21 protein-coding genes are annotated in these 21,147 nt (G+C 69.2%); 17 read left to right on the forward strand and 4 right to left on the reverse strand.

All coding sequences use genetic code 11. The annotated features are described in order from the left end of the window. Positions 1 to 29 precede the first annotated feature (29 nt). The 8 genes from iolD to BLT72_RS00770 all read left to right on the forward strand — a co-directional run bounded on the left by iolD (position 30) and on the right by BLT72_RS00770 (position 8,865). Positions 30 to 1,904, forward strand: a complete 1,875-nt coding sequence (gene iolD / locus BLT72_RS00735; RefSeq protein ID WP_172826001.1) for a 3D-(3,5/4)-trihydroxycyclohexane-1,2-dione acylhydrolase (decyclizing) — start codon at positions 30 to 32, stop codon at positions 1,902 to 1,904. Positions 1,905 to 1,909: 5 nt separating this feature from the next. Beyond that, complete coding sequence (locus BLT72_RS00740; RefSeq protein ID WP_091416367.1) at positions 1,910 to 3,388, forward strand: NAD-dependent succinate-semialdehyde dehydrogenase; 1,479 nt, start codon at positions 1,910 to 1,912, stop codon at positions 3,386 to 3,388. A 68-nt stretch (positions 3,389 to 3,456) separates the two neighbouring features. Then, positions 3,457 to 4,443 (forward strand): substrate-binding domain-containing protein, encoded by a 987-nt coding sequence (locus BLT72_RS00745; RefSeq protein ID WP_231930251.1) that lies wholly within the window; start codon positions 3,457 to 3,459, stop codon positions 4,441 to 4,443. Positions 4,444 to 4,511: 68 nt separating this feature from the next. Continuing rightward, positions 4,512 to 5,576 (forward strand): ABC transporter permease, encoded by a 1,065-nt coding sequence (locus BLT72_RS00750; RefSeq protein WP_091408753.1) that lies wholly within the window; start codon positions 4,512 to 4,514, stop codon positions 5,574 to 5,576. Between the two features lie 2 nt (positions 5,577 to 5,578). Next, the gene (locus BLT72_RS00755; protein WP_091408756.1) at positions 5,579 to 6,394 is read left to right on the forward strand and encodes an ATP-binding cassette domain-containing protein; all 816 of its coding nucleotides are present in this window, start codon (positions 5,579 to 5,581) and stop codon (positions 6,392 to 6,394) included. Positions 6,395 to 6,431: 37 nt separating this feature from the next. Then, on the forward strand, positions 6,432 to 7,202 hold the full coding sequence (locus BLT72_RS00760) for an SDR family oxidoreductase (RefSeq protein WP_091408760.1): 771 nt from the start codon (positions 6,432 to 6,434) through the stop codon (positions 7,200 to 7,202). A 150-nt stretch (positions 7,203 to 7,352) separates the two neighbouring features. Continuing rightward, positions 7,353 to 7,763, forward strand: a complete 411-nt coding sequence (locus tag BLT72_RS00765) for a universal stress protein (RefSeq protein WP_091408763.1) — start codon at positions 7,353 to 7,355, stop codon at positions 7,761 to 7,763. Between the two features lie 49 nt (positions 7,764 to 7,812). After that, entirely contained in the window at positions 7,813 to 8,865 is a 1,053-nt protein-coding gene (locus BLT72_RS00770; protein ID WP_172826002.1) for a zinc-dependent alcohol dehydrogenase, read from the forward strand. Between the two features lie 20 nt (positions 8,866 to 8,885). Here the strand turns inward: BLT72_RS00770 and BLT72_RS00775 are convergent, their stop codons facing one another. Next, entirely contained in the window at positions 8,886 to 9,920 is a 1,035-nt protein-coding gene (locus BLT72_RS00775) for a Gfo/Idh/MocA family protein (protein WP_091408770.1), read from the reverse strand. A 223-nt stretch (positions 9,921 to 10,143) separates the two neighbouring features. Between BLT72_RS00775 and BLT72_RS00780 the strand changes: the two genes are divergently transcribed. After that, on the forward strand, positions 10,144 to 11,031 hold the full coding sequence (locus tag BLT72_RS00780) for a sugar phosphate isomerase/epimerase family protein (protein ID WP_091408773.1): 888 nt from the start codon (positions 10,144 to 10,146) through the stop codon (positions 11,029 to 11,031). Positions 11,032 to 11,037: 6 nt separating this feature from the next. Then, a complete protein-coding gene (locus BLT72_RS00785; protein ID WP_091408775.1) occupies positions 11,038 to 12,108 on the forward strand; it encodes a Gfo/Idh/MocA family protein in 1,071 nt (356 codons plus the stop codon). A 410-nt stretch (positions 12,109 to 12,518) separates the two neighbouring features. Here the strand turns inward: BLT72_RS00785 and BLT72_RS00790 are convergent, their stop codons facing one another. Both BLT72_RS00790 and BLT72_RS00795 read right to left on the reverse strand, forming a co-directional pair. Further along, positions 12,519 to 13,178: a response regulator gene (locus BLT72_RS00790; protein WP_091408777.1), complete on the reverse strand. Its 660-nt coding sequence runs from the start codon at positions 13,176 to 13,178 to the stop codon at positions 12,519 to 12,521. Further along, positions 13,175 to 14,389 carry a sensor histidine kinase gene (locus tag BLT72_RS00795; protein ID WP_157720209.1) on the reverse strand — a complete coding sequence of 405 codons (1,215 nt, stop codon included), beginning with the start codon at positions 14,387 to 14,389 and terminating at the stop codon, positions 13,175 to 13,177. The genes BLT72_RS00790 and BLT72_RS00795 overlap by 4 nt, the downstream gene beginning before the upstream one ends. A gap of 316 nt (positions 14,390 to 14,705) precedes the next feature. Between BLT72_RS00795 and BLT72_RS00800 the strand changes: the two genes are divergently transcribed. Then, positions 14,706 to 16,115 (forward strand): ferredoxin reductase family protein, encoded by a 1,410-nt coding sequence (locus tag BLT72_RS00800; RefSeq protein WP_091408783.1) that lies wholly within the window; start codon positions 14,706 to 14,708, stop codon positions 16,113 to 16,115. A 64-nt stretch (positions 16,116 to 16,179) separates the two neighbouring features. On the opposite strand, the gene BLT72_RS22900 is transcribed toward BLT72_RS00800, so the two are convergent. Next, on the reverse strand, positions 16,180 to 16,359 hold the full coding sequence (locus tag BLT72_RS22900; RefSeq protein ID WP_231930252.1) for a hypothetical protein: 180 nt from the start codon (positions 16,357 to 16,359) through the stop codon (positions 16,180 to 16,182). A gap of 40 nt (positions 16,360 to 16,399) precedes the next feature. On the opposite strand from BLT72_RS22900, the gene BLT72_RS22905 reads away from it, so the two are divergent. The 6 genes from BLT72_RS22905 to BLT72_RS00825 all read left to right on the forward strand — a co-directional run bounded on the left by BLT72_RS22905 (position 16,400) and on the right by BLT72_RS00825 (position 21,053). Then, on the forward strand, positions 16,400 to 16,630 hold the full coding sequence (locus BLT72_RS22905; RefSeq protein ID WP_231930253.1) for an FMN-binding protein: 231 nt from the start codon (positions 16,400 to 16,402) through the stop codon (positions 16,628 to 16,630). Then, positions 16,627 to 17,421, forward strand: coding sequence for an FAD:protein FMN transferase (locus tag BLT72_RS00810; RefSeq protein WP_231930254.1), 795 nt, complete (start codon positions 16,627 to 16,629; stop codon positions 17,419 to 17,421). The genes BLT72_RS22905 and BLT72_RS00810 overlap by 4 nt, the downstream gene beginning before the upstream one ends. Positions 17,422 to 17,476: 55 nt before the next feature. Further along, positions 17,477 to 17,815 (forward strand): SHOCT domain-containing protein, encoded by a 339-nt coding sequence (locus BLT72_RS22620; protein WP_091408786.1) that lies wholly within the window; start codon positions 17,477 to 17,479, stop codon positions 17,813 to 17,815. A gap of 185 nt (positions 17,816 to 18,000) precedes the next feature. Then, complete coding sequence (locus tag BLT72_RS22010) at positions 18,001 to 18,363, forward strand: hypothetical protein (protein ID WP_157720210.1); 363 nt, start codon at positions 18,001 to 18,003, stop codon at positions 18,361 to 18,363. Then, the gene (locus BLT72_RS00820) at positions 18,360 to 19,766 is read left to right on the forward strand and encodes a ferredoxin reductase family protein (RefSeq protein ID WP_091408789.1); all 1,407 of its coding nucleotides are present in this window, start codon (positions 18,360 to 18,362) and stop codon (positions 19,764 to 19,766) included. Before BLT72_RS22010 ends, BLT72_RS00820 begins: the two co-directional genes overlap by 4 nt. Before the next feature lie 279 nt (positions 19,767 to 20,045). Continuing rightward, positions 20,046 to 21,053, forward strand: coding sequence for a DUF3500 domain-containing protein (locus tag BLT72_RS00825; protein ID WP_091408792.1), 1,008 nt, complete (start codon positions 20,046 to 20,048; stop codon positions 21,051 to 21,053). Positions 21,054 to 21,147 lie beyond the last annotated feature (94 nt).

Below are 21,147 nucleotides of genomic sequence, written 5' to 3' on the forward strand. Positions count from 1 at the left end.
CGTCCGTGCTCTCCCTTAAGGATCGCGCAGTGCCCAACTCCCACCCCACCCAGCGGCTCACCACCGCCCAGGCCGTCGTGAAGTTCCTCGCCGCCCAGCAGGTCGAGCGAGACGGCGAGACCCGGCCCTTCTTCGGCGGCGCCGTCGGCATCTTCGGCCATGGCAACGTGGCCGGGGTCGGCCAGGCCCTCCTGCAGTACCGCAAGGACTTCCGCCTCTACCAGGCCCGCAACGAGCAGGGCATGGTGCACATCGCCACCGGCTACGCGAAGGCGAAGAACCGCCTGGGCGCGCTGGCCTGCAGCACCTCGATCGGGCCCGGGGCGACCAACATGATCACCGGCGCCGCCACGGCAACGGTGAACCGTCTGCCGGTCCTGTGCCTGCCCAGCGACATCTTCGCCAGCCGCCGCACGGGCCCGGTCCTGCAGCAGCTCGAGTCGAGCTTCTCCTGGGACTACTCGGCGAGCGACGCCTTCAAGGCAGTCTCGAAGTACTGGGACCGGATCAACCGGCCCGATCAGCTGCCTACGGCCCTCCTCGAGGCGATGCGCACCCTCACCAGCCCGGCCGACACCGGTGCGGTGACGATCTCCCTGCCGCAGGACGTCCAGGCCGAGGCGTGGGACTACCCCAGCGCCCTCTTCCGGGAGCGCACCTGGCACGTGGCCCGTGCCCGGGCCGACCGTGCCGCCTTGCGCCGCGCCGCGCAGTTGATCAGCGGCGCGAAGCGACCCGTGATCATCGCCGGCGGGGGGGTCATCTACTCCGCCGCGACGGATGAACTCGCCACGTTCGCCTCGACGACCGGTATCCCGGTCGGGGTGACGCAGGCCGGGAAGGCGAGCCTGCCGTACGACCACCCCCAGATGGTCAACGCGCTCGGGGCCAGCGGATCGGTGTTCGCGAATGCTCTCGCCAACGCCGCCGACGTGATCATCGGCATCGGCACCCGCTACACCGACTTCACCACGGCCTCGAACACCATGTTCACCAACCCGGACGTGCACTTCGTGAACATCAACGTCACCGAGATGGACGCTCTGAAGGAGTCGGGGACCGCGCTGGTCGGCGACGCCCGCGAGACGCTGGTCGAGCTGGGCGAGCTGCTCGGCGGCTTCAGCGTCGACTCGGCCTACCGGGCCGAGGTCGAGCAGGCCGCCGACAGCTGGCGGACCGAAGTCGACCGCATCATCGAGGTCCAGAACGCGCCCACCCTGTCCCAGGCCGAGGCCATCGGACTGGTCAACGCGGTCGCGGGCGACAAGCACCTGGTGGTCAACGCCGCCGGCTCGATGCCTGGCGACCTGCACCGGCTCTGGCGCCCGTCCGACCCCAAGGCCTACGACCTTGAGTACGGCAACTCCTGCATGGGCTACGAGATCGGCGGCGCCCTGGGCGGCAAGATGGCCGACCCCGACCGGGACGTCTTCTGCTTCATCGGCGATGGGACGTTCCTGCTGTCGAGCCAGGAGATCATGACGGCGGTCCAGGAGGGCCTGAAGCTGACCGTCCTGCTCGTCGACAACTACGGCTACGGCTCGATCGCCGCGCTGTCGGAGACCCGCGGGTCGCAGGGCTTCGCCTGCCGCTTCAACCATCGCGGCGAGGACGGCCAGTACTCCGACGATCGGGTGGGCATCGACCTCGCCGCCAACGCTGCCAGCTACGGCGCCACCGTGCTGAAGGCTGAGACCGCCGACGAGCTGAGGAGCGCGTTGTCGGAGGCCACCGGGATCGAGAACACGGTGGTCATCTACATCAAGGTGGACGCCAAGGGCCGCTTCGGCGGCTCGGGAGCCTGGTGGGACGTCCCAGTCTCGGAGGTGTCCGAGCTCGAGAGCACCCAGCAGGCCCGCAAGGAGTACGAGGAGCAGGTCATCAACCAGAGGCTCTACCTGTGAGCGACATGGACCGTTTCAAGACGCACACGCAGATCGTGGCCGACGCCGTCGCCAAGGTCCCCACCCAGCTCATCATCGCGGGGGCCCAGCGACCCGCCTCCGACGGCTCGACCTTCGACGTGCTCGACCCCGCCACGGGGCTCCGCCTGGCCACGGTGGCCAACGGCACGGTCGACGACGCTCTCGACTGCGTCGAGGCGGCTGCTGCCACGGCGAAGGCGTGGGCTGCCACGGCCCCGCGCAAGCGTTCGGAGGTCTTGCAGCGGACCTATCAGCTGATGGTGGACCGAGCCGACGAACTGGCGCTGCTGATCACGGCCGAGAACGGGAAGGCGCTGGCCGACGCCCGCGGGGAGGTGCTCTACTCGGCGGAGTTCTTCCGCTGGTACGCCGAAGAAGCGGTTCGGGTGCGCGGCGAGATCCAGACAGCGCCCGGTGGGACGAACAAGATCATCGTCATCCGGCAGCCGGTCGGGGTCGCGCTGTTGGTGACGCCGTGGAACTTCCCCGCCGCGATGGCCGCCCGCAAGATCGCTCCCGCACTCGCCGCTGGCTGCACAACCATCCTCAAGCCTGCCAGCGAGACACCACTGACGGCGCTCGCCCTGGCCGCCTTGATGGAGGAGGCCGGCCTACCGGCGGGGGTGGTGAACGTGCTGCCGTCGAAGCGGTCGAGCGCGGTGGTTTCTGCCATGCTCTCGGACCCGCGGGTGCGCAAGCTGTCCTTCACCGGCTCCACGGAGGTCGGCCGGACACTCCTCAACCTGGCCAACGACCACATCATCAACTGCTCCATGGAGCTGGGCGGGAACGCCCCGTTCCTCGTCTTCGCCGACGCTGACCTCGACCGAGCGATCGAGGGCGCCATGGTCGCCAAGATGCGGAACGGGGGAGAGGCCTGCACCGCGGCCAACCGCTTCTACGTCGAGGCCGGCATCGCCGAGGAGTTCGGCGCCCGCCTGACCCGAGCCATGGGCGCGCTGAGTACGGGGCCCGGGTCGGATTCCGCGGTGAAGGTCGGACCTCTCGTCAACGAGGCCACCAGGACCAAGGTCGCCGACCTCGTGGGCGCAGCCCTCGCCGGTGGTGCGACCCTCCAGCTGGGTGGCAAGACGCCGGAAGGCTCGGGCTACTTCTACCCCCCGACAGTCCTGACGGACGTCGCGGCCGACGCGGAGATCCTGCGCACCGAGATCTTCGGCCCCGTCGCTCCCATCACCACCTTCACCTCGGAGGACGAGGCGGTCGCACTCGCCAACAACACCGAGTACGGCCTCGTCTCCTATGTGTACACCGGTGACCTCGCCCGGGGCTTGCGCGTCAGCGAACGGATCGAGGCCGGGATGGTCGGCCTCAACCGAGGGCTGGTCTCCGACCCGGCGGCGCCTTTCGGTGGCGTCAAGGAGAGCGGCCTCGGCCGCGAAGGTGGCGTCGAGGGACTGCTGGCCTTCACTGAGAGCAAGTACATCGCCGTCGACTGGTGATGCAGCACAACCCGCACGAGGCGGGCACCCCCCGTGAACCTGGCAGTAACCGAGAGGAAGGTCGATCAATGAAGATGGTCAAGACACGCGCTGCGGTGATCGCGGTATCCGCGACCGTGCTGGTGGGACTGTCCGCCTGCAGTGGGGGCGGCGCGCCGCCCTCCAGCGACTCGTCGGGCGGCGGAGGTGGCGGGAACAGCGGATACACCTTCGCGATGATCACGCACGAGACGCCCGGTGACACCTTCTGGGACCGCATCAAAGCCGGCGCGAACCAGGCAGCCAAGGACACGGGCTCCACCCTGAAGTACTCGTCCGACCCGGATGCCACCAAGCAGGCTGTCCTGATCCAGGGCGCGATCGACGCCAAGGTCGACGGCATTGCCACCACCCTGGTGACGCCGGACGCGCTGATCCCGACCGTCAAGAAGGCCGTGGACGCTGGCATCCCCGTCGACTCGTTCAACTCGGGCACCGATTTCTATCAGCAGGCCGGCTCGATCGCCCACTTCTCGTCCGACGAGAGGCTGGCGGGGCAACAGGCCGGCGCGAAGGCCAAGGCGGACGGCGCCACCAAGATCCTCTGCACCATCCAGCAGACCGGTTCGGTAGCCCTGGAGGACCGCTGTGCCGGTGTGAAGGACGCCTTCCCGAACACCGAGAACATCCAGGTCAACGGGGCCGACGACGCGGCGGTCACGTCGGCGATCCAGGCCAAGCTGGCCCAGGACAAGGACATCAACTGGATCATCACCCTCGGTGCGGCCCAGGGGTTGGACGGCCTGAAGGCGATGGACGCCGCGAAGAGCTCGGCCAAGCTCGGAACCTTCGACCTGAACAAGGAAGCAGCGGAGGCCGTGCAGTCCGGGAAGATCCAGTTCTGCATCGACCAGCAGCCCTACCTGCAGGGCTACCTGGCCGTCACCCAGCTCTACCTCTACAAGCAGAACGGCAACCTGCTCGGTGGCGGCAAGGCTTCGCTGACCGGGCCGACGTTCGTCGACAAGACCAATGTCGACGCGATCCTGCCGTACATCAACCAGAACACCCGCTAGCCATCGGGGTCCGGTGGCCAGGACGTAGGAGCCTGGTCACCGGGCCACCCCTCACCTCGGAGCTGAGTATGAGTCAAACTGTTAGAACCGCCCCGGCGGGTGCACCAGCAGAGGCGTCGAACCGCGTCACCCTGGGCCTGTCCAACCGGCTGCTCGCGCGCCCCGAGGTCGGGGCGCTGGTCGCAGCCATCGTCATCTTCGTCTTCTTCCTCGTTGTCGCGCCTTCGTTCCGGTCGCCGTCCTCGTTGTTCACCGTGCTGTACGCGTCCTCCGTCATCGGCATCGTCGCCGTTGCGGTCGGCCTGCTGATGATCGGTGGCGAGTTCGACCTGTCAGCCGGAGTCATCACGACGACCGCTGGCCTGTTCAACGCCATGTTCTGCTTCCAGCTCGGGATCAACCTGTGGGTCGGTGCGATCCTCAGCCTCGTCTTCTGCCTGGCCATCGGCTTCTTCAACGGGTACATGGTGATGCGAACCGGAATCCCGAGCTTCTTGATCACGCTCGGCAGTTTCTTCGTCCTGCAGGGCGCCAACCTCGGGGTCACGAAGCTTGTCACCGGCTCGGTGTCCGGCCCCAATCCCAACCAGATGGACGGCTACGCGTCGCTGAACTTCATCTTCGCCCACGTCTTCCAGATCGGCCCGGTGGCGCTGAACATCACCGTGATCTGGTGGCTCATCTTCGCGGCGGCGGCGGCCTACGTCCTGCAGCGCACCCGGATCGGCAACTGGATCTACGCGGTCGGCGGCAACGCAGCCAGCGCCCGGGCCGTCGGTGTCCCGGTGACCCGAGTCAAGATCGGCCTGTTCATGACCGTGTCCTTCCTGGGCTGGTTCACCGGCATGCACCTGCTGTACAACTTCAACGTCCTGCAGGCGGGGCTTGGCGTGGGCAACGAGTTCCTCTACATCATCGCCGCAGTGGTGGGCGGGACGCTGATGACCGGTGGCTACGGCAACACCATCGGTGTCGCGATCGGCTCCTTCATCTTCGGCATGACGAGTCTCGGAATCGTCTATGCCGGCTGGGATCCCAACTGGTTCCGCGCCTTCCTCGGCGTCATGCTGCTGCTAGCCGTTCTGGTCAACCTGTACGTCAAGAAGCTCTCGACCGCCCGGAAGGTGGGCTAACGATGACCGACACCCTGCACGAGCATGCCGACCCGAACCTGCACAAGGGTGAGCCCCTGGTGCAGATGGTCGACGTGGGCAAGACCTATGGCGCCATCCGAGCCCTCAAGGGCATCAACCTGACGGTCAATGCGGGCGAGGTCTCGTGTGTCCTCGGCGACAACGGCGCCGGCAAGTCGACCCTGATCAAGATCATCGCCGGTCTGCACCCTCACAATGAGGGCCAGGTGCTCGTCGACGGGCAGCCCGTCTCGTTCTCCTCACCGCGCGAGGCTCTGGCCCACGGCATTGCCACCGTCTACCAGGACCTGGCCGTGGTGAGTCTGATGGAGGTCTGGCGCAACTTCTTCCTCGGCTCGGAGATGACGGGCAGCAGATTCCCGCTGTCGGGGTTGAAGACCAAGGACATGAAGCGCATTGCCGACGAGGAGCTGCGCAAGATGGGCATCGTCGTGAAGAACATTGACCAGCCCATCGGCGAGCTGTCCGGCGGTCAGCGGCAGTGCGTCGCCATCGCCCGGGCGGTCTACTTCGGAGCCCGGGTGCTCATCCTCGACGAGCCCACGGCCGCGCTCGGCGTCAAGCAGTCGGGAGTGGTGCTGAAGTACACCGCAGCAGCGCGCGACGCCGGGCTCGGGGTGGTCTTCATCACCCACAACCCGCACCACGCGTTCCTGGTCGGAAACCACTTCATCATCCTGAAGCTGGGCCAGGCCGTACTGGACAAGAAGCGCTCTGAGGTGACCCTTGACGAGCTCACCCGCCAGATGGCTGGCGGCGACGAGCTGACCGAGCTCTCCCACGAGCTCCAGCGCTGACGGTCGAGAACGAGAAGATGGAAGGGTTGCGACGGCGATGACTCTCCTCCAGAACAAGGTGCTGCTCGTGAGCGGCGGCACCCAGGGAGTTGGAGCCGGCATCGTCAGGGCCGCGGTCCGTGAAGGCGCACGAGTCGCCTTCACGGGTCGCCGGCCCGGCACCGGTGATCGACTCGTCGACGAGCTGGGGTCAGATGTCGCCTTCTTCGTCCAGGCGGATCTCGCTGACCCGGAACAGGCGATCATCTCGGTACAACGAGTGGTGAGCCACTTCGGGCGTGTCGACTGCCTCGTCAACTCAGCGGGGCTGACGACGCGCGGCACCCTCTTGGACACCTCACCCGGCCTCTTCGACCAGCACATCGCCGTGAACCTGCGGGCGCCCTTCTTCACCATGCAGGCTGCCGTGTCGGACATGGTCAGCCGGGGCGCACCAGGCACCATCGTCAACATCATCTCGATGGCGGCGCACGGCGGCCAGCCCTACCTGAGCCCCTACTCCGCAGCCAAGGCCGGTCTGGTGGGTCTCACGCGCAACGCAGCGTTCGCGCACCGCTGGGACAAGGTCCGCATCAACGGTCTGAACATCGGCTGGACGCAGACCGAGGGCGAGGACGCGATCCAACGCCAGTTCCACGACGCCGATGACGGCTGGCTCGCCGATGCGGCGCTCAAGCTCCCGATGGGGAAGCTGGGCCAGGTGGACGAGATCGCCGACTTCGTGGTCTTCCTCATCTCCGATCGCAGCGGCGTCGTCACCGGTTCCGTCATCGACTGGGACCAGGTCGTCATCGGTCCTTACGACTGACCGCGCGGCGTCGGGGGCCGAAGGCTGACCCGCCTGCGGCCCTGACGCGGTCCGACAACACCACCTGCACGATTCGCCCGGTCGACCAGGCCGGCGACGTGATCACCGAGCGCTCGCCCGTGCTGGAGCACGAGATCAAGGAGACCAACCATGACTGTCGCACTCGCCCATCAAGCGTCCTCGCCGATCGGTCGTGTCGCCCTGCGCGAGGCCGCACGCGAGGCCCAGCTGCGCGCGACCGACCTCGCGGTCATCCACGTCGTCGAGTCCGTCGACCTGGACCTCGCCGAGGCGCACCGGGCCGGCCTCGCCGACGAGGTGGCGAAGGTGCTCGCGGACTGCGGCCTGCAAGAGGTGCCCTGGCGGGTCGAGCTGGCTGCCGGTGGCAACGAGGACATCGCGAACACGGTCCTCGCCTTCGCCGACGAAGCGAGAGCCGAGCTCCTGGTGATCGGCGCTCGGCGGCGCTCCCCGGTCGGCAAGTTCTTGCTGGGCAGTGTGACGCAGACGATCATCCTGGATGCGGACATGCCGGTGGTGGTGGTCAAGGAGAACCGGTAGCCCGGCGTCAGCAGCGCTCGTGCAACGAGGTACTCGACGAGAGCGTTCGTTGGCGTTCCAGCAGCGTGAGGAGAACATGATGTGGGCTTCGGTGTGGCACGGGCCAGACGACTTCCGGCTCGAGCAGCGGCCCTCCCCGGCGTGCCCACCGGGCTGGGTGCTGCTCCAGCCTGAGCTCGTCGGCCTGTGCGGCACAGATCTGTCGATCGACGCCGGCCACCACGGTCGAGCGAGGGCGCCGCTCGTGCTGGGCCACGAGGTCGTGGCCACCGTGGTAGATCCACGCGAGTCGAACCTCGCGCCCGGGTCCCGGGTAGCCCTACGGCCGACTCTCCCGTGCGGTGAGTGCTGGCCCTGTCGTCACGGGGCGCCGCACACCTGCCGCCAGCTGCGGCTGATCGGGATCGACATGGACGGTGGTCTGGCCGAGCTGGCCGTCGCCCCAGCTGCCAGCCTGGTTCCTCTCAGTCAGCAGGTCCCGTTGACGGAGGCGGTTCTCGCTGAGCCGCTCGCCGTGGCCATCCATGCCGTGGAGAGGGTGGGAACCGTCGCCGGCGCGACCGTTCTCGTCATCGGCGCTGGACCGATCGGCATCCTGACGGGGCTGGTGGCGTCGAGCAGAGGAGGGCGGGTCCTGGTCAGTGAGCCGCACGCACACCGCCGCGGCTTGGCCGAGGACCTGGGGTTCGAGACCCTCGATCCGGCTCGTCCTCTCCTCGACGAGGTCGCCAGCCTCACTGACGGGGTCATGAGCGACGTCCTGTTCGACTGCGCCGCCTACCCTCCGCTCAGTGCCGAACTCTCCGCCCTCGTCCGCGAACACGGGTCGATCGTCCTGGTAGCGCTCTACCCGGACCCTACCCCCCTGGACCTCCACGCCATCACCTTCGCGGAGCAAGCGGTGCTCGGGTCCCGGGTCTACACACCGGACGACCTGACCGCAGCCGTGAACTTCATCGACACCGGTCAGCTCGATCTGTCCCGGCTGCCCATCGGGGTCTTCGGCCTGGACGACGCCCGAGGGGCCGTCGACGCGGCCCGCAGAGGAGCAGCGCTGAAGATCGCCGTCCAGCCGACCTCCGTCCTGAGTCCTCGAGGCTGAGCCGGGACGGCTCATCCCGTTCAGTCCGCGGCGAGGCCCCTGCCCGTCTTCCGGTCCCGGAGGTCATCGAGCCGGATCGGCTGGCGTTGGTGCAGCGACAGGGTGGCGGCCTCGGCGATCCAACCGACCTCGACGGCCTCGGCGACGGTGCACGGGCTCGGGATCGTGCCGGCGACGACCTCGGTGAAGGCGTTGAGCTCCCGGCGGAACGCATCGGCGAACCTGTCCATGAAGAAGACGTGGGGGGTGCCCCCGGGGAATGTCGCACCAGGCTCGGTCGAGCGGATCGGCCACCCCGGCTCGATGCCTGCAGCGACGCTGTCGCGCGAGCCGTGCACCTCGAACCGCACGTCGTGGCCGCGGCCGTTGTAGCGGGAGTTCGAGACCACGGCCAGCGTCCCTGACCCCAGCGTGAGGATCGTCGCGGCGGTGTCCACGTCGTCGTTCCGCGCGAAGACGGCGGAGCCCTGGTTCGAGCCGACGGCGAGCACATCGACGACCTCCTGGCCGGTGACGAAGCGGACTGCGTCGAAGTCGTGGACGCTGCAGTCCCTGAAGATGCCGCCCGAGGTCTCGACGTAGGCGTCCGAAGGGGGGGCAGGGTCCAAAGTTGTCGACCGCACTGTGTGGATGAAGCCGAGCTCGCCGGCAGTCACGGCCCGGCGGGCCTCGACGAAGGCCCGGTCGAATCGGCGCGGATATCCGATCTGCACCGGCACGTCCCGGATCAGGGTCTGCCGCAGGATCTCCGCACCGGCGGCCATGTCCTTCGACACCGGCTTCTCGCAGAAGGTGGGCAGACCCGCAGCCAACGAGGCCAGGATGAGCTCCGGGTGCGCTCCGGTCGCAGCAGCGATCACCACGCCGTCGACGCCGGACGCGAGCAGCGCCTCCACCGTCCGCGCTGTCTCGACCGAGGCGTGACGCTCGACGACGGAGTTGACGACCGCGGGGTCCTGGTCGTGGACGACGAGGGAGTCCACCGTGTCCAAGCTCGTGAGGGTGGCGGCATGGAAGGCGCCGATCCGGCCAAGACCGATCAGTCCGAGTCTCATCAGAGGTGGAGTCCTTCGTCAGATCATGGGGAGCGGCAACGCAGGCTTGCATCAGGTGTCTCCGACTCGCGACCGGGCTGCAGACACCGAGGCAGCCTACGGGACAAGTCTGGGACAAAAACCGCCAGATAGACACTCTGTCCGCTGAGCAGTAGCGTGCGCAGGGCGGTGACCGCCGCCTGCGGACCCACCCATCCGCCCAGCTCAACCAAGGAGAGCCTCTGTGGCGAACGACGTCGTCATCGGTACTGCCCCGGACTCGTGGGGGATCTGGTTCGCGAGCGATCCGCAGCAGACCCCGGCCGAACGGTTCCTCGACGAGGTCGTGCAGGCGGGCTACGAGTGGATCGAGATCGGTGCCTTCGGCTACCTGCCCACCGACCCCGCCCAGTTGCGGCACGAGCTCGACTCGCGGCAGCTGAGGGTGTCGGGGGGGACGACGTTCGCGCGACTGCAGCACCCCGGCACGGTCGACGACGTGTGGGAGCAGGTCGCCCCGATCGCCTCGCTCACGGCGGCCATGGGGGCGGAGCACCTGGTGGTGATCCCCGATCTGTGGCGCGATGACCTGACAGGGAACGAGAAGGAGTCACGCCTGCTGACCGCCGAGCAGTGGACGGCGCTGACCCAGGGTCACGACGAGCTGGGGCGACGGATGCTCGAGGAGTACGGCGTCCACTCCCAGTTCCACTCGCACGCGGACAGCCACGTCGGCTACCAGGCCGATGTGGAGCGGTTCCTCGAGTCGACCGACCCGAGGTACGTGAACCTCTGCCTGGACACCGGCCACATCGCCTACTTCGGCGGGAACTCCGTCGAGCTGATGGGCAAGTACCCGGACCGGATCGGCTACCTCCACCTCAAGCAGGTCAACGCCGAGCTCGCCGCCCGGGCTCACGCCGAGGACATCTCGTTCTCCCAGACGGTCCGGATGGACATCATGGTGGAGCCGCCCTCGGGGGTGCCCGACCTCGCTGAGGTGCTGCAGGTAGCGAAGAACCTGCCCCAGGACCTATTCGCCATCGTCGAGCAGGACATGTACCCGTGCAGCCCGGACCGACCGCTGCCCGTCGCTCGTCGCACCTACACCTACCTCTCCAGCTGCCTGTAGGACGTCATGACGACCCACACCGCGCCTCGCTTCCCGGAGTCGCTGCCGGCGGCGCGCACACCGGACGCGGGCGCCGCACCTCCTCTGCGATGGGGGGTCATGGGAACCGGTTGGATCGCCGAGAGGTTCGTGGCGTCGCTGCAGACCCACTCCAGCCAGCGAGTCGTGGCCGTGGGTTCGCGCAGCACCGGCACGGCGGAACGGTTCGCCGGGCGGTTCGGGATCGAGCGAGCGCATCCGAGCTACGACGCCCTCGTCGCCGACCCTGCTATCGACGTCGTCTATGTCGCGACGCCCCACAACACGCACCTCGACTGTGCCTTGCTGGCCCTCGAGGCCGGAAGACACACGGTCGTCGAGAAGCCTCTCGCGTTGAACGCGGAGGAGGCCCGGACGATCGCCGAAGCTGCAGCCGCCAGGCGCCTCTTCTGCATGGAGGCGCACTGGACGACGTTTCTGCCCAAGTACGACGTCCTGCAGCAGGTGCTCGACTCCGGCGCTCTCGGCGACATCATGGCGGTGGTCGCCGACTTCGGTGAATGGTTCCCGCCGGGTCACCGGATCTTCCGACCGGAGCTGGCGGGCGGGCCCATGCACGACCTGGGGACCTACCTCGTGAGCCTGGTGGTCACGGTCCTGGGGCACAGCCCCGACCAGATCGTGGCCCGCGGCTCGAGGCTCGACTGCGGGGTCGCGGGCCAGACCGCGATGGTCCTGAGCTACGGCGATCGGCAGGCGGTCCTCCACACGAGCATCCTCGGCAACACACCGACCAGTGCCTCCCTCGTGGGCACCACCGCCGGTATCACCATCGACGGGCCGTTCTACCAGCCCGGAGGATTCACGCTGACCACCGTCGACCGGGACCGCAGCCTGCGGTACGAGGAGCCGCGAAGTGCTCATCTCGGCGGGCTCCACTACCAGGCCGCTGAAGTCGCTCGACGCATCGCTGGCGGAGAGACCGAGTCGCCACTTCGCCCGCTGGCGACCAGCATCGCCACGATCGCCATCATGGACGAGGTGCGGCGCCTGACCGGGGATCTCGTCGCTCAGGAGAGGTCGACAGCCGCAAGCTGAGCAGTTTCCTGCCCTGGTCGGGTTGCCGGAGCTGGATCGAGCGCCCCGATCACCGGCGCTGACGTTGGGCCGGCGTCGCTTGGTGAAGCAGTCATCGCGTGCGAGGACCATCATGAGTTCCGCTCGGCGCCTCGTCACCATCGTCACCACGGTGCAGAAGTCCCGAGCCGCTATCGACTTGCTCCCTGACGGGCGCGGCACGAGATCCCCAGGGCCACGTCGGTCTGACGCGCGAGGCGTACTCATCAGGTGACGGACGTAGATCTGGTAGTGGGCCGCTCGGTGCGCGTCGTCGGCTAGTACGACAGCGCCCGGTCTCAGGTCCGTTTCCATGAGGCAGAGGACGCCCCAGGAGTCGCGGCCCAGAAGGTGGGCCGCACCCTCAACCAGTTGCCTCTGCCCGACGAGGATCAGGTCACGAGACCGGACTGGTAGGCGATGACGACCAGCTGTGCGCGGTCGCGGGCGCCGAGCTTGGTCATGGCGCGGCTGACGTGGGTGCGGGCGGTGGCGGGGCTGATGTAGAGGCGTCGGCCGATCTCGTCGTTGTTCAGCCCTTGGCCGATCAGGGCGAGGATCTCGCGTTCGCGGTCCGTGAGCTCGACCAGGCCCGGGTTGGTGCCGGTTGACTGTGGGCCGGGCCGGGCGCGGAGGCTGTCGATGACCCGGCGGGTGACGGTGGGGGAGAGCAGCGACTCTCCGGCGGCGGCGAGGCGAACAGCTCGGATCAGGTCAGCGGGTTCGGCGTCCTTGATGAGGAACCCGGCGGCCCCGGCCCGCAGGGCGGCGAAGACGTGCTCGTCGGACTCAAAGGTGGTGAGCACGACGACCCGGACGGCCGCCAGGGTGGGGTCGGCCGCGATCTGCCGAAGGGCGCTGATGCCGTCCAGGACGGGCATCCGGATGTCCATCAGGATGACGTCGGGTGGACAGCGTCGGGTGAGTTCGAGGGCCTGCTGGCCGTTCTCGGCCTCCCAGGCCAGCTGCAGGTCGTCCTCGGACTCCAACAGGGTCCGCAGTCCCAGCCGGATCAGCTGCTGGTCATCAGCCAGACCGACGGTGATGCTCACGGGCGTGCCGCCGGCTCGGCGGGCTCAGCAGGCGTCGGCGTATCGGGGCGCTTGGCCGCGGGTAGCTCGGCGCGGATCCGGAAGCCGCGCTCGGGCAGCGGGCCGACGACGACGCTGCCGCCGACGGCTCGGGCCCGAGCGCGCATCCCGGCGATGCCGCTGCCCTCGACAGGGGTGCTCCGGCCCGGCCGGCCGTCGTCGAGGACCTCCACGACCAGCAGAGAATCCTCGCTGGTGATGGACACGGTGATCGCCGCGTCGGGGGTGGCGTGTCGAACGACGTTCGTCAGCCCCTCCTGAGCGATCCGCAGTGCGGCGTGCTGGACGGCGACCGGCAGCAGCTGCAGCTGGTCGGTGGCCGGGCGGGTGTAGTAGACCGTCCGGCCGGCGGCCCGAAGTGCAGCAACGAGGTTGTCCAGCCCGGCGAGGCCGGCCGAACCGGTCGGTGGCTCGACGGCAACGGTCCCCGTCGGGATGTCGGCCAGTGCGTCACCGCGCAGGGTCGCCAGGGCGCTGCCCAGCTCGGCGAGGGCCTGCTTGCTCGTGCCCCTGATGGCTTCCAGTGACGGACGCAACTGGTCGGGGCGCTTCTCCAGCAGGTGCAGGGCGACGCCAGCCTGCATGTTGATCACCGCGAGGGAGTGCCCGACCACGTCGTGCACTTCCCGGGCGATCTGCAGCCGTTCCTCGTCGGCGTGGCGACGGCGCTCGGCGACGGCGTCGCGGCGTCGGGCGTCGCGCCGGGTGGTGAGGACGAGGCCGATCAGCCCGGGCAGCAGGATGCCGGCAGTGCCGAGCACCACCGCGAGGTAGAGGCCGGGGTCGTCCAGACCGGCGTAGGGCCGGGTCCAGAAGCCGGCGGAGAGGGCGACCGGCACGGCCAGCAGGAGCAGCAGGAGCTGGCGGGGCGGGTAGCGGGTCATCAGCGTGTGCACGGCGAGTGCGGGCCCCAGCAGCACCAGGGCGTACGGCCCGCCCGCCAGCAGGAACATCGCCATGGTCGCCAGGACGCCGACGTAGGCGACGCGGGGGGCGGTACGGCGGAGGGCCAGGGCGCCGACCAACCCGAGCGTGGCCAAGAACTGGAGCCAGTCGATGGTGTCAGGGAAGCCGCCACCACGACCGGGTCCTCCGTCCCCAGGACCGTCACTGCCCCGGCCTGTCCGCAGGTCGCGCCGGTTGTCGAAGTCGGGCAGGTGGATGGTGGTCAATGAGAGGAATCCGACCGCCAACCCCAACGCTGCGTCCTCCACGACGCGAGGCAGGTGGAGGGTGGGCATCAGTGTCGTCTTCCTGAGGGTTGCGGAGGGTGGGCCGGGCGCGCTCCCACAACCCTAGGCGGCTGGACCCCCGCCGTGCGTCCGCTCGCTGACGTAGTGGCCGTACGTCAGTGGGCGTAGCCGAGGATCATCATCCGAGCGGATGTGTGAGCAGCACCGGCCCGGACAGGGTTGCTGCCATGACCGCCCACCACATCTTGGCTACCGGCGGGCCGACCCACCAGGCCGGCCCGTTGGTGGTGGCCCGATGACCGCCGTGCTCGCCGCGCCACCGGCGGTACCGATGCACACGCGGGACACCCGCCTGGACGCTGAGGCTCGAGGTGACAGCGCGGTCCGGCTGGTCTTCTCAGTCGCGCTCTGGGCAGGACTCCTGCTCGTCACCTACTGGTGGGATCGCGACGGCGGGGTCACCGACCTGACGGGCTGGGAGAGCGGTCTCACCTCGGTCGGCCGGCTGACCGGTTTGTGGTCGAGTGATCTGCTGCTCGTGCAGGTGCTGCTGATGTCGCGACTGCCGCCGCTGGAGAACGCTTTCGGCCGTGACCGGTTGGCGCGGATCCACCGGGTGATCGGGTTCCTCTCCTTCGACCTGATGATCGCCCACATCGTGCTCATCATCGGTGGCTACGCATCCGGCCGGTGGACGGCGGTGCCCGGCACCACCTGGGATCTGCTGACCAACTACGGCGGCGTGCTGCTGTCGGCTGCCGGCACGGTCTGCCTGGTCGTGGTCGTGGTGACCAGCATCAAAGCGGCGCGGCGGAAGTTGCGGTACGAGTCGTGGCACCTGATCCACCTCTACGCCTACCTGGGCGTCGGCCTGGCCCTGCCGCACCAGCTCTGGACCGGGCAGGAATTCCTCTCCTCGCTCGGCCGCACCGCCTACTGGTGGACCCTGTGGGGTGCGGCAGCAGGCGCCGTGCTCGTGTGGCGCCTCGGCCTGCCCCTCATGCGCAGCCTGCGATTCGAGCTGCGGGTCGCCCGGGTGGTGCGCGAGTCCTCCGACGTCGTCTCCGTGCACCTGACCGGGCGCCGGCTCGACCGGCTGCCGGTCCGGGCCGGGCAGTTCCTGACCGTCCGCTTCCTCACCTCGCCGGGCTGGACCCGGGGCAACCCGTTCTCACTGTCAGCGGCCCCGGACGGCCGCAGCCTGCGGATCACCGCCAAGGCGCTGGGGGAGGGGAGCGCTCGCTTGGCGCACCTGCAGCCTGGAACCCGGGTGCTGTTCGAGGGCCCGTACGGGCGCCTCAGCAGCCGCACTCGCACGCAGCGGAAGGTGCTGCTCGCCGGTGCAGGTGTCGGCATCACACCGCTGCGCGGTCTGGCTGAAGGCCTCGACTACGCGCCGGGCGAAGCGGTCCTGCTGCACCGCTACACCGGCCAGCCGCTGTTCGCCCCCGAGCTCAGCGCTCTCGCCCACGAGCGCGGCCTGCAGGTGCTCGCCCTACCCGGCCCGCGAGCGGCCCCCGGGTCCGTCCTCGGTCCGACTGCAGGCCGGGACGAGCTCCGCGCCCTCCAGTCCTGGATCCCGGATCTAGCCGAGCGTGACGTTTTCCTGTGCGGACCGACGGCCTGGACCGAAGGCGTGGAACGCCTCGTCCTCGCGGCCGGCGTCCCCGCCGACCGCATCCACACCGAGAGCTTTGGCTGGTGACCCTGATGAGACGCATCGTCCTGTGGTTGGCCTCGACCATCACCATCGTGGTGCTGCTGTTCGGCTACCACACCTCGACCAACGACATCTCGGCCGCGACGGCGCCGAGCAGCGCGAGCAGCCCGGCCACCACGAGCCCGTCGGCGAGCTCGCCCTCGACCAGCCCGAGCAGCTCCTCGCCCTCGACCAGCCCGAGCAGCTCCTCGCCCTCGACCAGCTCGAGCAGCAGCTCCGCCGCCCCCACGACCTACGACGGATCGGTCGCCTCGACCCGCTGGGGCCCGGTGCAGGTCCAGATCATCGTCACCGCCGGGAAGATCACCGAGGTCACGGTGCTGCAGCAGCCGAGCGGCAACCCCAAGGACGCCGAGATCAACGACTACGCGCTGCCGGTCCTGGTGCAGGACACCCTGACGGCCCAGAGCGCGGACATCGACATGGTCAGTGGAGCGACGGTGACCAGCACCGGCTACGTGCAGTCGCTCCAGGCCGCTCTCGACGAGGCCGGGCTGTGAGCGCCGTCGTCGGTGTGGCGGGCCTCGGTTCGCACCGCCGTGTCGAGCAGGTGATGGGGATGCCGGTCAGCGTTGCGCTCCGCGGCCACCACAGCACGACCCCTGACGGAGAAGCCGCGTGGCAGGCAGTCGTCGAGGAGCTGCGCGACGTCGACCGGGTGTTCAGCACCTACCGGCCCGACTCGATGATCAGCCGACTCGACCGTGGCGAGCTCACTCTCCAACAGTGCCCTGCCGAGGTCACCGAGGTGCTGGTGCTCGGCAGCGATGCCGAGGATCAGTCGGGCGGGGCCTTCTCGATCACCCTGCCCGACAGCAACGGACGGCCAAGGCTCGATCCGAGCGGCGTGGTCAAGGGCTGGGCGGTGGAACGCGCCGCACGCCACCTCGCCGGGCTCGAGGACACCGACTTCTGCCTGTCCGCCGGCGGCGACATGGTCTGCCGGGTCACCGACCCGGGCCGGCCGGCTTGGCGGGTGGGCATCGAGCATCCGCTCGACCCCACCTCCTTGGTCGCCGTCGTCCCTGTCCGTTCCGGTGCTGTCGCCACCTCCGGCGCTCGCCATCGCGGCCAGCACCTTCTGGACGCCCGCACCGGCCGCCCCGCCTCCGGGGTCGCCTCCGTCACGGTGATCGACCGCTCGCTCACCTGGGCTGACATCGACGCGACCGCCGCGTACGCCCACGGACCGCGGGCCGCTGAGTGGCTGCAAGGACGAGGCCGGACCGCGCTGGTGGTCTGGCCCGACGCCACCACGACGGTTCTCGACGGACGAATCCCCGCCCGATGACCCGGTCTTCGACCCATCCCGACCACCCACCCCACACACCGAAAGGTCCCGTCTCATGACCCCTCCCCTCCTGCCGCTCGAGGTGCACGGCCACCACGGCTTCGACGGAGGCTTCTCCGTCCTGCCGTTCCTGGGCAGCTTCTTCCTCCTGCTGGTCCTGCTCGCCGGACTGGCCGCCTTCTACCTGTGGCGCCAGGGCAAGCTCACCTTGCCCACCTTCGCCACCCGCCGCTCACCAGAAGACGCGGCCAAGCAGATCCTCGCCGACCGCTTCGCTCGTGGGGACATCAGCACCGACGAGTTCATGGAGCGGTCCAGCACCCTCAACTGGACTCCGGGCAGCGACACCACCGCACCGCGCCAGCCCCGCAAGAAGCGCCGTCCAGGCCGCTGAGCCGCTCCGACTCGCCGCACTGCGCCTACCGAAGGGCTCGAACACTGTGGCTCCCATCAGGAGGTCCCCATGAACGTCAGCTGCCCCCGTGCCGGCCGCGCCGCCGGCGGTCTGGTCGACCAACGCCTGCTCTGCGGGTTCGTCGGCAGCCCAGCCACCCCTGCGCAGTCCCGCCGAGACGTCGCATGACGGTCATCCAGGAGCGGCGGCCCTCGGCGGAGGCCCGGGCGGACGGCTTCCACTCGGTCGCCGCAGCTGTGGGTGCCGCCACGCGCCGGGCCGTGCGCCGTCCGACCAGCCGCAGGCAGAACGTGGTGCTCACCCTGGCCGCCACCGTGCTGGGGCTCTGGTTCGGGTTGGGCGCACCAGCCGTCTCACCGGTGGCGCCTCCTGTCCCGGCGGTCTCGAGCCCCGCCCTGATCGGTCAGGCCGATGCTCCAGCCGATACCGCCGGCCCGGCCGATCCTCTGCCGCCGGCTGGTCGAGGTCGCGGAGACGGTCAGTTCGGACGCCTGGACGCGTTCGACCAGCAGGGTCGGCGCCGATGACCTCCCCCAGCATCGAACCGCAGTCCTACCGGCAGGCGCCCGCATCCGACGTGCCCGACGACGTCGAGCCTCGGCTCTACACCCCCGTACCGGGACCCAGCCGAAAGCGGCTACGCCCGCGGCAGGTCCTGCTGGCGATCCAGCTGGGGGCCGGCGCGGTCGCCGTCTGGCCCCTGGCCCTCGCACTCCAGGCTCCACAGCCGCTCCAGCTCGCCCCTCTGCTGGCCCACGTGGCCGGCATGTTGGCCGGCTTTGGCGTCGTCGTGCTGCTCGCGCTGATGTCCCGCGCGCCCGCGCTGGAACGGGGTGTCGGGGCCGACGTCCTCGCCCGCTGGCACGGCAAGGGCGGACGGGTGGTCGTCGGCCTGGTCCTCGTGCATGCCTGGGCCGCGGTGCTGGCCTGGCAGCAGTCGCGTCAGGAGAACGCGCTCGTCGCCCTCGGCCAGGTGCTGGGACTGCCAGGGCTGGTCGCAACCAGCCTGGGGACCCTGCTGCTGCTCAGCGTGGCGGCCGGGTCCATCCGCGCGGCCCGCCGTCGGCTCTCCTACGAGAGCTGGCACAGCCTGCACCTGATCACCTACCTCGCGGTCGCGCTGACGTTCCTGCACCAGCTCGCCGGACCCGACCTGGCCGGGCACCGCGTCATGCAGGTCGGCTGGTCGCTGCTCTACACGTTCGTGTTCGCGCTGCTGCTGCGATACCGGGTACTGGCTCCGCTGCAGCAGGCAGCCCGTCACCGCCTCCGGGTCAGGTCTGTTGTCGCCGAAGGGCATGGCGTGGTCAGCATCGAGGTCGAAGGTGAGCACCTGGACGAGCTGCAGGCCGAGGCTGGCCAGTTCTTCCGGTGGCGGTTCCTCACCCCGGACACCTGGCTCACCGCCCACCCCTTCTCCCTCTCGGCCCCCCCGACCAAGGACCGGCTCCGGCTCACCGTGAAAGCCCTCGGCACTGGCAGCGCCCAGCTGCAGAGCGTCGCCGTCGGCACCTGGGTGGTGGCCGAGGGCCCCTACGGGGCGATGACAGCGGCTCGCCGAACCCAACGTCACGTCCTCTTGATCGCCGGTGGCGTCGGCATCACCCCGATGCGGGCCCTGTTTGAGACCCTGCCCCTGGCGGCCGGGCAGGACCTCACGCTCCTCTACCGGGCCCGCACCCTCGACGATGTGCCGTTCAGAGGCGAGCTCGAAGCCATCGCCCGCGACCGCGGGGCCCGAGTGCGGTACCTGCTCGGCATCGACCCCGACTGCCTGACCGCTGGCGGTCTGCTGGCTGAAATACCCGACCTCACTGACCGCGACGTCTACCTCTGCGGGTCACTGCGCATGGCCGACGCGGTCCGCGCAGCCGTCTTGGAGGCGGGGCTTCCGCCCGAGCGGCTGCACGAAGAGAGGTTCGCCTTCTGAGCCACCTCGACGCCGCGACCCGCGCGCCGCGGACCCGCGCACCCCCTTCAGCACCCGAATCACTCGGCCACCCCGCGCGCCCGAACCTCACCTCTCTCAACTCAGGAGTCCTCGATGAACAAGACGCTCTCCCTCACGGCCGGTCTGCTGACGGCAACGGTCCTGACCGTCGCCGGCTGCAGCTCCGACACCGCCGGCTCGACCTCTTCCGCAGCGCCGTCGTCCTCGACCGCCCCCCAGACTGGCGGGCCGCCCAGCGGAGGCGGTCCTGGCGGCGGCATGGGTGAAGTCACCGCAGTCAACCTCAACACCGATGGCGCCAGCCCAGGCGGGGCGAACACCGCCGCCGTGGTCGAGGCGACCAACGCGTTCCTCGCCACCCTCGACGACCCGACGAAGGACATCGCCGAGTACGACTTCACCGACAACAAGTCACGCCAGACCTGGTCGAACTTCCCCGCGACCACGGTGGCGCGGCCGGGGGTGGAACTGTCGGCCCTCACCGCCGACCAGCTCCAGGCGGTCTACGCAGTCCTGGAGGTGGCGCTCAGCGAGGCCGGAGCCACCCAGGATGCCGACATCCAGAAGGCGGACGACTACCTGAACAGTCTCGGCGGTCAGGGCGCCGACGGCTTCGGAGCCCTCAAGGACTACTACGTCGCCGTCTACGGGACGCCGTCGGAGACCAGCCCGTTCATGATCCAGTTCGGCGGTCACCACCTGGCGCGCACCTTGACCTACAACGGCGACAAGGTCAGCCAGACGCCGCAGTTCGTGGGTTCTGAACCAGTCTCGTTCGAGGTCGACGGCACGACCGTCGAGCCGGTGAAGGCGGAGTCGACCAGCATGTTCGGCATCATGTCCGCCCTGACGGCCGACCAGCGCACGGCCGCTGAGATCACCTCCGGCACCTTCGACGACCTCTTGATGGGCCCCGGTCAGGACTCCGGCAACTTCCCCACCGCCGAGGGGCTCTCGGTCTCAGAGCTGGACGCTGACCAGAAGGCGGCGGTGATGACGGCGGTCGAGGCCTACGCCGGGGATCTCGCTACCGACGCCAGCACCAAGCTGTTGGCCAAGTACGAGGCCGAGCTGGACCAGACCACGATCGGCTGGTCCAACAACACCGGACCGACCGACGAGAGCAGCTACATCCGCATCGACGGCCCGAGCGTGTGGATCGAGTTCATCAACACCCGTAGCCGGAGCACCCCCGACATCCACTTCCACACCGTCTACCGCGACAAGACCAACGATTACGGCAGCACCAAGCCCGCGACGAGCTGAGGCGCCCATCCTCACCGCACAACGCCGCCGCCGCGGCCTCCCCACACCGTGGGGGGGCCGGGCTGCAGGCCTGATCGCCTGCCTGCTGATGGCG

The organism is Friedmanniella luteola, from assembly GCF_900105065.1.
GTDB classification, from domain to species: Bacteria; Actinomycetota; Actinomycetes; order Propionibacteriales; family Propionibacteriaceae; genus Microlunatus; species Microlunatus luteolus.